A 12,161-nucleotide genomic window follows, 5' to 3' on the forward strand; every position below is an offset into this window, starting at 1 on the left:
GAGGGAGATGAGCTACTCGAATGGCGCCTTTGCGGCTGCGGCGATAGCGCTCGGCATTGCCAGTGGCGCCTTGGGATGGCTTGGCGAGTCGCGAGAGCTTCGGCTGGATCCGCCTGTCGCGTCTGATCTTGATGGATTTCGGCTGATGCCAAACGGCATCAGCGGAACGCCGCCCGAGAGTTATTTTGCGTTGGGCAAGCCTTACGAAACGGACGCCTACAACCTAAGCCAGGGCAAGCGTCTTTATGCCTGGTTCGGCTGCTCGGCATGCCATGGTGATGGTCGCGGCGGCGCTGGCCCGTCGTTCCTGGACGGCTGGTGGCTGTACGGGCCCGAGATCGTCTCCATCGTTGCGTCCGTCAGGGACGGCCGGCCGCATGGGATGCCGGCCTTTCGCGACCGGATGACGACCGAGCAGATATGGCAGCTCGCCGGCTATGTTCAAACGATTGGCGCTTATAAGCCCAAAGTTGCGGCGCCCAGTCGAAACGATGACAAGCAGACCCGCCCTGCCGAAAATCGTGGTCCTGCAAAAATCCTCTTCGACCAGGGGCCGGCGGGGGTCCACCCTGACCAAGGGCCCTCGCCTTGAGAGCCGCGCGCGTCATCGCGTTGTGGGTCGCTACGACCGCGTGCGGCTGCAGCGGAAATCAGTCCGCGCTCGCCCCCTCTGGCGCGCCCGCGCTCCACATCGAACACCTGATTATCGGCATCGTTGCCCTGTGCGCCGTAATCTGGCTTGCTGTGATGGTCGTTCTTGCTGGCGCACTGTGGCGCAAACCCCAGGAGGACGACGCGGAAATCCGGCAACGGCGGCTGACTGTGGTCGTGACTGCGGCAGTGGCTGCGACCGCCATTCTGATTGCCGGCATGACCGTCGCCAGCTTCTACACCACCCGCAGCATTGGCCTTCCTGAAAGGGCCTCCATAACGATCACCGTAAGGGCGCAGCAGTGGTGGTGGCAAGTATTCTACGCCAGTTCCGGCCAAACATCCGGGTTTCAGACCGCTAATGAAATTCACACCCCGGTCGGTCAGGATGTTCATGTTCGGCTTGAAAGCGCTGATGTCATCCACTCTTTTTGGATCCCCAGTCTTGCCGGCAAGCAGGATCTTGTCCCGGGGCGCTCCAACAGCCTGCTGCTGCGGGCCGAGAAGCCCGGTGTCTATCGCGGTCAGTGCGCCGAATTCTGCGGACTGCAGCACAGCCATATGGCGGTGATGGTCATCGCCGAGGCGCCAGCCGACTACGCACGCTGGATCGCGTCACAGAGTGCTGATGCAATCCCGACGACGGGTGCTGACGTCGCCGCCGGACGCGCGGCTTTTCTGGCAAAGCCGTGCGCCGCCTGCCACACCATTCGGGGCACAGCCGCCAACGGCACCACCGGACCTGACCTTACCCATGTCGGCAGTCGTCAAACAATCGCGGCCGGCCTCGTCGAGACCACGCGCGGTTCAATGGCCGCATGGATCGCCGATCCGCAGACGCTGAAGCCCGGAAACAACATGCCGATGGTGCCGCTGACCAGTATCGAGCTCCAGGATATCTCGGCCTATATGGAGAGCCTGAAATGATCCGCTCGAAGGATGATGGACTCAGGGACACGGCATTAAGCGACAAGGAACTCAACCGGGCCCTCGCCTCGACCTGGTCAGCGCAGCCGGGCCTGTGGGGCGCCTTGTCGACAGTGGATCACAAGGTGATCGGCCGACGCTATATCGCGACAGCTTTTGTTTTCCTGGCGCTTGGAGGGGTGCTGTCGCTGCTGATGCGGCTGCAGCTGTCGCAGCCTGAAGCCAGGTTCATCGGACCTGATCGCTACAACCAGATTTTCACCATGCACGGTTCGAACATGATGTTCCTGTTCGCCGTCCCCGTCATGCAGGCGATGGCCGTCTACCTCGTGCCTTTGATGGTGGGGACACGCAACATCGCCTTCCCGCGCCTCAACGCATTTTCCTACTGGATCTATGTCGCGGGCGGCTTGCTCTTGTGGACTGCCTTCATCGTCGACACCGGCCCGGACGTCGGATGGTTCGCTTACGTGCCCTTGTCGGGGCCGCAATATGGCGTGGGGAAACGCGCCGATATCTGGGCCCAGATGATCACCTTCACCGAGGTTTCCGCCCTCGCCATCGCCGTCGAGATCGTTGTGACCGTGTTCAAGCAGCGCGGGCCGGGGATGTCGCTCGACAGGATTCCGTTATTTGTCTGGTCGATGCTGGTGACGTCGTTTCTTATCATTCTGGCCATGCCGGCGATCATGATCGCAAGCACGAGCCTTATCCTCGATCGCCTTGTAGGCACGCACTTCTTCAACCCTGCCGAAGGCGGCGACGTGTTGCTTTGGCAGCATCTGTTCTGGTTCTTCGGTCATCCCGAGGTCTACATAATCTTCCTGCCGGCAGTGGGCATGGTGTCGACCATTGTAGCGACGTTTACGCGTCGGCCAGTGTTTGGCTACCTGGCGATGGTTATGGCTTTGGTGGCGACGGGGGTCCTCGCCTTCGGCCTTTGGGTCCATCATATGTTCGTTGCTGGTCTTCCACGACTGGGAGAGAGCTTTTTCACCGCCTCCAGCATGGCGATCGCGGTCCCGGCGGGATTGCAGATTTTCTGCTGGCTGGCCACCATCTGGGCGGGAAAGCCAATCTTCAAAACGCCGTTTCTGTTCGTCATCGGCTTCATCGTAATCTTCGTGATTGGCGGCCTCACCGGCGTCATGGTGGCGTCGGTTCCGTTCGATACCCAGGTCCACGACACCTATTTCGTTGTCGCCCATTTTCATTATGTCCTGGTCGGCGGCGCGGTTTTTCCGCTGCTCGGCGCGATCTATTACTGGTTCCCAAAGCTGACGGGCAAGATGATGAGCGAGACCCTTGGCCGCTGGGTCTTCGGCCTGATCTTTGTCGGCTTCAACCTGACGTTTTTTCCCATGCACATCCTGGGTCTTCAGGGGATGCCGCGCCGCATCTACACCTATCAGCCCGAAATGCCTTGGGCCGGCCTCAACATGTTCATTAGCCTTAGCGCAATTGTCCTGGCCGCGGGCTTCCTTCTGTTTTTCGTCGATGCAATCCGCAGCGCCAGGTCAGGCGCCGTCGCGAGTGCTAACCCCTGGGGAGCCTCCACACTTGAATGGGCGACGGCGTCGCCGCCGCAACCTTACAATTTTGCCAGGCCACCCGTGGTCGGCAGCCGCGAGCCCCTGTGGGCGGAGGCGACCGCGCTGCCCGTCGCTGCCGGCTTGCGGGTCGACCGGCGTGAGCTTTTGATCACCGGCGTCGTTGAGGGCATTCCAGAAGCGCGGGAATCATCGGTCGGCAATTCGATCTGGCCGCTTTGGGCAGCGCTTGCCACCACCTTGACGCTGGTCTGGTCCATATTCAGCCCATGGGCGGTTGTCTGGGGTTCCATCCCAGTCGCGGTCTCGCTGATAGGTTGGTTCTGGCCCAAGGGCGTGCTGGAGGACGAGTCATGAAAGAGAATATTGTGCTCGATCTGACCGAGCTCCCAGCGCATGCCCTTGGCACGGCAAGTCCGTCATGGTGGGGAACGCTCGCTTTCATGCTCATCGAAGGGACAGGCTTTGCCCTCTCGATCGTGATCTATCTCTACCTGATGAGCCTGGCGCCGCGATGGCCATTGGGCACCCTGCCGCCAGATCTGTTCGCCGGCTCGGCCCTGACAGCCCTTCTGCTGGCAAGCCTTGTTCCCAACATCCTCGTCGCACGCTGGGCGCGCGAGCAGGATTTGCGAAAGGTGCGCCTCGGATTGGTCGTCATGGCCGTACTGGGAATAGTGCCTCTGATCCTGCGGGGCTTCGAGTTTCCGGCGATGCATATCAAGTGGGATCAAAACGCATACGGTTCGATTGTATGGGTTATGCTTGGGCTCCACACCACCCACATCCTGACTGATGTGATCGAGACGCTGGTTCTCGCTTGCCTGATGTTTTCCCGGCATGGCGACACGCCGCGCCGGTTCGGAGATGTCGGCGACAATGCGATGTACTGGAACTTCGTGGTTGCGACGTGGTTGCCCATGTACGCCTGCCTTTATTGGATACCTCGGCTTTGAGCAAAACATGGCTGCAATGGACCGGACTTGGTGTCGCCCCGCTGGCCTGGGCGCTCAGCACCCAACTTGGCCAAATCATGCCCTACATTGACTGCCGACAGAATAGTTCGTGGAGCGCCCTCCTCTGCGGCGTCCTTCTGGTTGTTTCGATCGCTGGCCTAACTGCAGCGCGTACGGCTTCACACGGGATGGCCCAGACCAGGCGCTTTATTGTTGACGCGGGATTTCTGATCGCGCTGGCATTTGTCTTTGCCCTGGTGTTGCAGGAGGCAGCCACGATGCTGCTGGACGCATGCCAACGCTGATTTGCGCCCTGACCATGGGTATGATGGCCTGGCCGGCCTTGGCGCATGGCGACGATGCGCATGGCTTGGAGCCTGCCTGGACTTTCGATCCGTGGATTGTGGTGCCACTCGGGACGCTGGCCGTTCTGTATTGCCTGGGAGCGGCAAGGCTGGCTCGACGCACAAGGCGGCCCGGGGGGACGCACCGCCGCATCTGCCTTTACAGCGCTGGAATCCTGACCCTGGCTGGTGCGCTGCTATCCCCTCTGCACTGGCTTGGCGAACACCTCTTTACCTTTCACATGATCGAGCACGAGATCGTCATGGCTGTATCGGCCCCTTTGATCGTGTTGGCGCGGCCGATTGGAATCCTGCTTTGGGGATTGCCCGCCAGGGCCCGTATGGCGGCGGGAATGCTGATGCGGGCGCCTCTGATGCGCGAGTTGTGGGACAGGGGCACAAGCGCGACCAGCGCAACCATTTTGCATGGCGTTGCAATCTGGGCCTGGCACGTGCCGATAGTGTTCGACGCCGCCGTTACAAACCCCGCAGTTCACCGCTTTCAGCACCTCACTTTCTTCGCCACGGCGATCTTGTTCTGGTGGGCGCTTGTTTGGCGAAGTGATTACGGCCCGGCTGCCTGGCATCTGTTTTTCACTATGATCCACACGAGCGTTCTGGGCGCATTGATGGCTCTCGCTCCCCGCGTCTTGTACGTCGCGCAGACGCAAGCCGCGATGGCCTGGGGCTTGACGCCGCTTGAGGACCAACAACTAGCAGGCATGATCATGTGGGTCCCAGCCGGCACCATCTATGCAGGCGCGGCATTGACGATGCTGGCGCTTTGGATCAGAGGCTCGAGCGAGAGAAAGGCGCAGAATGTCTAGTCTGCTCGCTTCGGTCCCCGGCCGGGCCGCCTTGGCTACGGTGCTTGTTGTCGTATCTTCCGCCGCGTTTGTCACGACCACTGTCGTGCGTGACAAGCACACCAAAGCCTCCATCGCCAGGATGATGACCGGCGGCGATCCCGGTCGAGCGCCGGCGATCTTTCGTCGCTATGGCTGCGCCGGATGCCACACAATCTCCGGGATTCCTGGGGCGGACGGCCAGGCTGGGGCGCCACTGGCGAAGCTGTCGAAGCGTGTCTATATCGCGGGTCTCCTGGAAAACCGTCCCGCCAATCTTGTAGCCTGGATCGTTTCGCCGCAGCGCTTCTCCCCGCAGACCGCCATGCCGCAATCGGGGATTTCTGAACAAGAAGCGCGGGATCTTGCAGCGTATCTTTATGCCCAATGAACCTATGGGTGTGGGGTCGCGACCGGCGGAAGCGCTTTGATGTAGTGGGCGATCGCCTCGCGGTCGCCTTCAGGCAGCATGGCGGTATTCGTCACCACGTCGGCCATCGACGATCCCACCCGGCCGTGGTTGGGCGTCTGTCCGGTTCTAAGCATCGTGGCAATATCGGTCTCGGTCCAAGCCCCCAATCGTTCCTGCGTAATGTTGGGCACGAACCCGGTGCCTTGCGGGTCGATGCCGCCGGCAAACAGCGTATCGGACCGGATTGCTCCAAACGCATTTCGGCTGGAGTGGCATTCCGCGCAATGAGAAACGGTTTCGACGAGGTATGCGCCACGATCAAGCAACGTTTTGCCGTCTGCGTTGGCAGCCGACCGGCCCTGGCGGAAAAACATCAGCTTCCAAAATCCGACGGACCGGCGAATGCTGAACAGGATTGCGGGATCGTGCGGCGGCGCACGTCCAGACACTTTTTGCAGCGTCATGAGATAGGCGTAGACATCGTTGATGTCGGCGACGGTCATGCCGGTGAAGCTGGTGTATGGGAATGACGGGTAATAGTGTTCACGCTTGGGAGATACCCCTCCGATCAGCGCATTTGCCAGATCGGCGGCGCTCCATTTCCCTATACCGTCAACGGGATCAGGGGAAATGTTGGGCGGCCTGAATGTGCCGAACGGCGACCCAAGCGCCATGCCACCGCCCAGTTTTAGTCGATCTGGCTGTCCGGGGGTAGCGTGGCAGGAGGCGCAGTCCCCCGCCGCGAAGACCAGCTTGCCGCGACCCACATCCCCTTTCACTTCGAATCGCGGATCGTCTGGCGAGAACGGCGGGTGAGCCGAGGTCACCAAGAACGCGGGGATCGCAGCAGCCGCAGCGGTCAGGAGAATGGCGACAGCAACTTTATATGCAATGCGCCCCATGGCGTCCTTAAAGCTCGATGTCTCAATATAGGGTCACGCGACTCCCTTGCCGCCAGTGACGCCATAAACTTCGCCATTTATGAAACTGGCTTCCGGCGAGGCCAGCAGCACATAGACGGGCGCTAGCTCCACCGGCTGTCCAGGACGGCCGAAATCGCTGTCCTCGCCAAAATGCTTGACCTTTTCATCCGGCTGACCACCGCTTGGCTGCAGCACGGTCCAGATAGGCCCGGGAGCCACGACATTGGCCCGGATGCCCCGCTTGATCAATTGCTTGGCGAGTGCCTTGGTATAAGCGACAATGCCTGCTTTGGTGGTGGCATAGTCGAGCAGGATCGCCGAAGGCTTGTAGGCCTGGATCGACGCCGTGGTGATGACGGAGGCGCCGGCAGGGAGGTGCGGCGCGGCTGCTTGAGCGATCCAATGAAGCGCGTACAGATTCGTTTTCATGGTCTTATCGAAGTCGTCTGTCGTCAACTCATCAATGCTCTCGCGATATTGCTGCCTCCCGGCATTGATCACAAGCAGATCGAGGCCACCGAGGGAGGAGACAGCTTTGTCTACCAAACCCCGACACCAAGCCTCGTCCTTGATGTCACCAGGCAGCCCCAGCGCCTTCCTGCCTGCGGCTTCGATAAGGTCGATGACCTTCTTGGCATCCGCCTCCTCTTCCGCAAGGTAAGAAATGGCTACATCCGCTCCTTCCCGCGCAAAGGCTATAGCGACGGCCCTCCCTATCCCGGAATCGCCCCCTGTCACGAGCGCCTTGCGCCCAGCTAGCTTACCAGAGCCCCGATAGCTTTCCTCGCCGTGGTCCGGCACCGGATCCATATTTCCGGCAAGGCCAGGCATGGCCTGCGGCTGTTTTGGAAAAGGCGGCGCCGGGTACTCCTCACGCGGATCCCGAAGTAATGCACGATCATTCACGGTGAAGCCTCCATATCGTCGTTGCCCTTGCCGCAACGCGAGGAGAAACCCTTTGTTCCGCTGAGAGCCTGGTTAGAAAATCAGTCGCCGCGCAGCAGAAGTGATCTCCGCCCAATAGCTGCGTCGGCCTCGGAACGCGACAAAGCCGCAACGGTCGACATCACCCGGCGTGGCATCAGATTCGCTTCGGTTTACTGCGCAAAGGACCCACAGAGTTGCTGCATGTCGTAATATGGCAGAAAGCTTCATCTCGGGCGGTTCGCATCCATGCAAGATGAATTCCTCCGGGCAGTGTCGGATGGCTCATGCCGGGATTCGCGCCGGATGGGGTCCTTTTGAACGGCCCGCATTGATGCCCACTGCAGCCAGTCGACGTTGCGAAATCGAAGTAAGCTTCCATGGAATTGAAGGCGAATGCCGGGCGGGTGATTGAGCCTACGGTTTGATGACGACCTTGATGCAGCCATCCTTCTTGTCGCGGAAGGTCTTATAAGCCTCCGGTCCGTCTTCTAGCCCAAAGCGATGGGTGATCAGAAAGGACGGGTCGATTTTTCCGTCCTCAATGAGCTTCATTAACGGTTCCAAGTAGCGCTGGACATGTGTTTGGCCCGTCTTCATTGTCAGCCCTTTGCCGACGAACATTCCCATGGGCACAGTAACGCTTCCAACGAACACCCCCGGCAACGAGACAGTGCCGCCGGGCCGGCAGGCCATCAGCGCCTGTTGTAGCGCATAAGGCCTCTCCATCGCCGTAAGGTCCGTTTGCAAGGTCTCCATGACGCCACCGGGGCCATGGCTCTCCATGCCGACCGCTTCGATGACAGAATCCGGCCCTTTACCGCCCGTCATAGCCAGGATGTGCTTTTGCAGATCTTCGTCGTCATATCTCAGCGTTTCCGCTCCCGACGCTTGCGCAAGCGCCAGCCGTTCGGGGACGATGTCCAGCGCGATGACCCGGCCCGCGCCCAGGAGAACGGCTGACTTGATTGCGAACTGGCCAACTGGCCCGCAGCCGAAGACGAGCACTGTATCACCGGATTGAATGTTGCAGTTTTCCGCGGCCTGATACCCGGTGGGAAAAATATCGGAGAGAAACAGTACCTGCTCGTCCGTCAGGCCATCTGGCACCTTGATAGGGCCAACGTCGGCATAGGGTACCCGCAGGAATTCTGCCTGGCCGCCCGCGAAGCCGCCATACATGTGCGAATAGCCGAACAGCCCAGCAGTTGGATACCCCATCTGCTCGGCTTGCTTGGCGCCGGCTGGATTCGACCTCTCGCAGAGGGAAAACAGCTGCCACTTGCACATCCGGCACTCGCCGCAGGCGATCGTGAACGGCACCACGACGCGCTCGCCCATCCTGAACTTCGAGTGACCCTTCCCGACTTCAACGACCTCGCCCATTGTCTCGTGCCCAAGCACGTCATGGGCGTGCATTTCCGGGACAAATCCTCCCATCAGATGAAGGTCTGACCCGCAGATCGCACAAGCCGTAACCTTGATGATAATATCGCGGTCGTCCTCAATGATCGGATCATCCACCTGCTCGCACCGTATGTCACTTTTGCCGTGCCAGGTGAGCGCCTTCATCGTCATTCTCCGTTGGTTGTGCCTTCGCTAACCTGCCGCTCGAAAAAATGTTCCTGGTCCAGCGCGATCCTTTGCTCGGTTTGAATATCCACACCGCAAACAACCTGTGAACTCGCCCGTACGGATTTGACGGACGCATTTCAGCACCGAGAAGGCCGCTCATAAGCTCGGTGGCGAACCACCGACTCTTCCGCGCAATTCGCGCCGCCCCAAAACTTTTTCGCCTGCTTCAACGCATGTGAGCGACGAAAAGCGCCTTCAATGAATTTGGCAGCGAGTTCGTATTTGCCTGGGAACAAACACGCCATGAGCAGGTTTGGATTCACCAATCTCAACTGAGGAACATCACCATGAGAAACAGTCTTCGTCTGGCGTCGCTATCGTTAGCCGCGTCGGTGGCATTTGCCTGGCCATCTCTCGCTACAGAGACCGCCCAGGATTTCGTCACCAAGGCCGCGATCGGCGGAATGTTCGAAGTTCAGTCGAGCAAGGTCGCCCAAGATAAGCTGCAGGATAAAGGCCTGAAGGACTTCGCCCAGAAGATGATCTCCGATCATGGCGCCGCCAATGCGAAGCTTGAGAGCATCGCCGGCGAACAGAAGCTGAAGGTGCCCGCCGACCTCGATGCTGCACACAAAAACGATGTCGACAAGCTGCAGGCGGGTGCGGCGCCAGTAGACGCATCTTATGCAGACATGCAGAAGGCGGCCCATGCCGATGCGGTCAGCCTCTTCGAGGCCTATGCCAAGGACGGCGACAACGCCGCCCTGAAATCCTTTGCGGCTGACACGCTGCCCACACTCAAGATGCATCAGGACATGATTCAGAAGGTTACAACGACGGCACCTGCTTCTGACGGCAGCACACCGGCTGTCACCAGCGGCGCCACTAATCCGGCAGCTCCAGTTCCCGGCGCCAACAGTTTTACCGAAGCCCAGGCCAAGAGCGCGATCGAAAAGGCGGGTTATGCCGACGTCTCTGCCCTGAAAAAGGATGACAACGGCATCTGGCGCGGAACAGCGAGCAAGGACGGCAAGTCGACGCCGATCGCGCTCGATTACCAAGGCAACGTAGTTGCCGGCACCAAGTGAATAGAAAGCGAGGAGAACCAGATGAAAACCGTAACCGGACTGTTCGACAATTATGACGATGCCAATGATGCCGTAGGCCAACTCGTGGCCACCGGCGTCCCGCGCGATGACATCAGCATTGTGGCCAACAATGCGACCGGCTGGCACAAGGACGAGGAGACCGACGCCGGCGAGGACGCGGCCACTGGCGCTGGCGTGGGCGCCGTCATTGGCGGCGCCGGCGGCCTGGCAACAGGCCTCGGCCTGATGGCGATTCCTGGGGTGGGACCTGTGGTTGCAGCCGGCTGGCTGGCTGCCACTGCTGTCGGTGCGGTTGGCGGGGCCGTGGTCGGTGGTGCAGCAGGGGGCATCATCGGCGCCATGACAAACGCCGGCGTTCCTGAAAACGACGCCCATGTCTATGCCGAAGGCGTTCGTCGCGGCGGGACGATGGTCACGGCCAAGGTCGACGATAATCTTGCGCCGAATGCCGAACAAATCCTCAAGCAATACAATTCGGTCGACGTCGCTGGCAGACGCAATGAATACGAGGCTGGCGGCTGGACCGGTTTCGACCCGAACGCCGACGTCTATAGCGGAGAAGACCTACAGCGGGATAGACGTGGAGGCGATCTTTGATGTGACGCTCGCAAGGCGGCCAAGGCCGCCTTGCTCCTTTCAGATCCGCTCTCGCTCATCAGCGGGAGCGTGAATTAACGTGCCCTAAGCGGCTGCAATCCCGCAGCCGAGCCCTCGCCAGATTTTGAGGTCAGGCGCCCAAACAATCGAAACCGCGCTTCGTAACGTTCGTTGCTGTTCGGTGGCTAGGGGCAGGATTCAATTATGAGCGTAAACAAGTCGAACGATTCAAGTCGCGTCATTAAAGGGCAAGAGCTTGAGATCGACCATCTTACACAGGTCGCATCGATAACACCGAAGCAGGCACGCAGGCTTCTCCAAAAGCACGGCGCCGACTGGCCCAAACTTAAGCAGGAAGCTGAAGCACTGATACCGAAGACTGACGATATTTAACGTGTAGCAGCCGCGTCAGTCCAACACCGTCGATAAGATGGAAACTCGCCTTGGCCTCGCCCGGCTTTAGCTTCTGAATACGTCTGTCAGGTTCGACGATATTTTGTATATATGCGTCGCACTTCCACGTCTCGACAAGATGCGCCCCCCAGAGCCCGGCGGACTTCATGATACGAGTTGCCTCACGAATTCGGGATGCAAGTCAGCGTCAAAAAATTTGCCAGCCCGCCAATGAGATAGGTTGAAACAAATCGCCTCGAATGGCGTTTCCGTCGATCGCTTTGTATGGAGGAACAAAATGGCTGATGATAAGAGCAAACGAGACTTTCGCGACCGCGATCGTGTATCGGCTGACGAGGACTACGAGGTCGAATATTTCGCCAGCAAGACAGGCATCACCCCCCAGCAAGTGAGGGCACTCATCGCAAAGCACGGCAACAGCCGTGAGATACTGGAAAGGGAAGCACTGGCGCTGAGAGGCCGAGCCTGAGGTAGGTGTTGAACTGGCCAGTCCCTGTTGGTTGCGGCGCGTATTTGTGCAGCCCGATCGATCCCAAAAATTGGCTTGTGAGGGATCCTCGCCTCGCCGCGTTCCTTTTGTTAATTTTTTCTATTGGGACGTTCGCTAAACTCTAGGTGCGGGGGCAAGCTGATGGAAAGCTTTCGGGTCGAATTGATGAATGGCAAAAAGGTCGTGCGAAGCCTTTCAGTTGCGGCGCAAAGCCATGTGCATGCGGTGGTTAAGACCGTCCCTAAGCCTATGATGCCCGGGAAGGCATCCGGAAAACCGTGGATTAGGGTAAGACCTGCTGCGGGCGGAAAAACCAGCGCGTTTCACGTCATTGAGCAGGCGGAAAAGTAACCGAAAACCCGATTCCCGGAATGGGTCTGCACCTTAGGCGGGAAGCTCGGACGCCTGCTTGCGCGACAGCTGGCACGCATGTCCGAAGACCAG

14 protein-coding genes are annotated in these 12,161 nt (G+C 59.6%); 11 read left to right on the forward strand and 3 right to left on the reverse strand.

The features are described 5' to 3' along the window. Positions 1-7: 7 nt before the first annotated feature. From FJ967_RS21355 to FJ967_RS21385, 7 genes are read left to right on the forward strand one after another with little or no spacing between them, the layout of a single operon-like run. The gene (locus FJ967_RS21355) at positions 8-592 is read left to right on the forward strand and encodes a cytochrome c (RefSeq protein ID WP_181176057.1); all 585 of its coding nucleotides are present in this window, start codon (positions 8-10) and stop codon (positions 590-592) included. Continuing rightward, positions 589-1,578, forward strand: coding sequence for a cytochrome c oxidase subunit II (gene coxB, locus FJ967_RS21360; RefSeq protein ID WP_140733801.1), 990 nt, complete (start codon positions 589-591; stop codon positions 1,576-1,578). Before FJ967_RS21355 ends, coxB begins: the two co-directional genes overlap by 4 nt. Next, complete coding sequence (gene ctaD / locus FJ967_RS21365) at positions 1,575-3,485, forward strand: cytochrome c oxidase subunit I (protein ID WP_140733802.1); 1,911 nt, start codon at positions 1,575-1,577, stop codon at positions 3,483-3,485. The genes coxB and ctaD overlap by 4 nt, the downstream gene beginning before the upstream one ends. Beyond that, positions 3,482-4,084: a cytochrome c oxidase subunit 3 gene (locus tag FJ967_RS21370; RefSeq protein ID WP_140733803.1), complete on the forward strand. Its 603-nt coding sequence runs from the start codon at positions 3,482-3,484 to the stop codon at positions 4,082-4,084. The genes ctaD and FJ967_RS21370 overlap by 4 nt, the downstream gene beginning before the upstream one ends. Continuing rightward, positions 4,081-4,389: a hypothetical protein gene (locus FJ967_RS21375; protein WP_140733804.1), complete on the forward strand. Its 309-nt coding sequence runs from the start codon at positions 4,081-4,083 to the stop codon at positions 4,387-4,389. Before FJ967_RS21370 ends, FJ967_RS21375 begins: the two co-directional genes overlap by 4 nt. A 23-nt stretch (positions 4,390-4,412) precedes the next feature. Then, positions 4,413-5,255, forward strand: coding sequence for a cytochrome c oxidase assembly protein (locus tag FJ967_RS21380; protein WP_140733918.1), 843 nt, complete (start codon positions 4,413-4,415; stop codon positions 5,253-5,255). Then, a complete protein-coding gene (locus tag FJ967_RS21385) occupies positions 5,248-5,664 on the forward strand; it encodes a cytochrome c (protein WP_140733805.1) in 417 nt (138 codons plus the stop codon). Before FJ967_RS21380 ends, FJ967_RS21385 begins: the two co-directional genes overlap by 8 nt. A 2-nt stretch (positions 5,665-5,666) precedes the next feature. Here FJ967_RS21385 and FJ967_RS21390 read toward each other — a convergent pair whose 3' ends face one another. The 3 genes from FJ967_RS21390 to FJ967_RS21400 all read right to left on the reverse strand — a co-directional run bounded on the left by FJ967_RS21390 (position 5,667) and on the right by FJ967_RS21400 (position 9,104). Further along, positions 5,667-6,587 carry a cytochrome c gene (locus FJ967_RS21390; RefSeq protein WP_140733806.1) on the reverse strand — a complete coding sequence of 307 codons (921 nt, stop codon included), beginning with the start codon at positions 6,585-6,587 and terminating at the stop codon, positions 5,667-5,669. A 33-nt stretch (positions 6,588-6,620) separates the two neighbouring features. Continuing rightward, on the reverse strand, positions 6,621-7,514 hold the full coding sequence (locus tag FJ967_RS21395) for an SDR family oxidoreductase (RefSeq protein WP_140733807.1): 894 nt from the start codon (positions 7,512-7,514) through the stop codon (positions 6,621-6,623). Between the two features lie 435 nt (positions 7,515-7,949). Beyond that, positions 7,950-9,104, reverse strand: a complete 1,155-nt coding sequence (locus FJ967_RS21400; RefSeq protein WP_140733808.1) for a zinc-dependent alcohol dehydrogenase — start codon at positions 9,102-9,104, stop codon at positions 7,950-7,952. A gap of 350 nt (positions 9,105-9,454) precedes the next feature. Between FJ967_RS21400 and FJ967_RS21405 the strand changes: the two genes are divergently transcribed. From FJ967_RS21405 to FJ967_RS21420, 4 genes are all read left to right on the forward strand, one after another. Next, positions 9,455-10,195 carry a DUF4142 domain-containing protein gene (locus FJ967_RS21405; RefSeq protein WP_140733809.1) on the forward strand — a complete coding sequence of 247 codons (741 nt, stop codon included), beginning with the start codon at positions 9,455-9,457 and terminating at the stop codon, positions 10,193-10,195. Positions 10,196-10,216: 21 nt separating this feature from the next. Further along, the gene (locus FJ967_RS21410) at positions 10,217-10,813 is read left to right on the forward strand and encodes a general stress protein (RefSeq protein WP_140733810.1); all 597 of its coding nucleotides are present in this window, start codon (positions 10,217-10,219) and stop codon (positions 10,811-10,813) included. A 204-nt stretch (positions 10,814-11,017) separates the two neighbouring features. Beyond that, on the forward strand, positions 11,018-11,206 hold the full coding sequence (locus tag FJ967_RS21415) for a hypothetical protein (RefSeq protein ID WP_140733811.1): 189 nt from the start codon (positions 11,018-11,020) through the stop codon (positions 11,204-11,206). Between the two features lie 298 nt (positions 11,207-11,504). After that, positions 11,505-11,696: a DUF3606 domain-containing protein gene (locus FJ967_RS21420; protein ID WP_140733812.1), complete on the forward strand. Its 192-nt coding sequence runs from the start codon at positions 11,505-11,507 to the stop codon at positions 11,694-11,696. Positions 11,697-12,161 lie beyond the last annotated feature (465 nt).

Origin of the sequence: Mesorhizobium sp. B2-3-4 (genome assembly GCF_006442315.1) — a bacterium.
Taxonomy (GTDB): Bacteria; Pseudomonadota; Alphaproteobacteria; order Rhizobiales; family Rhizobiaceae; genus Mesorhizobium.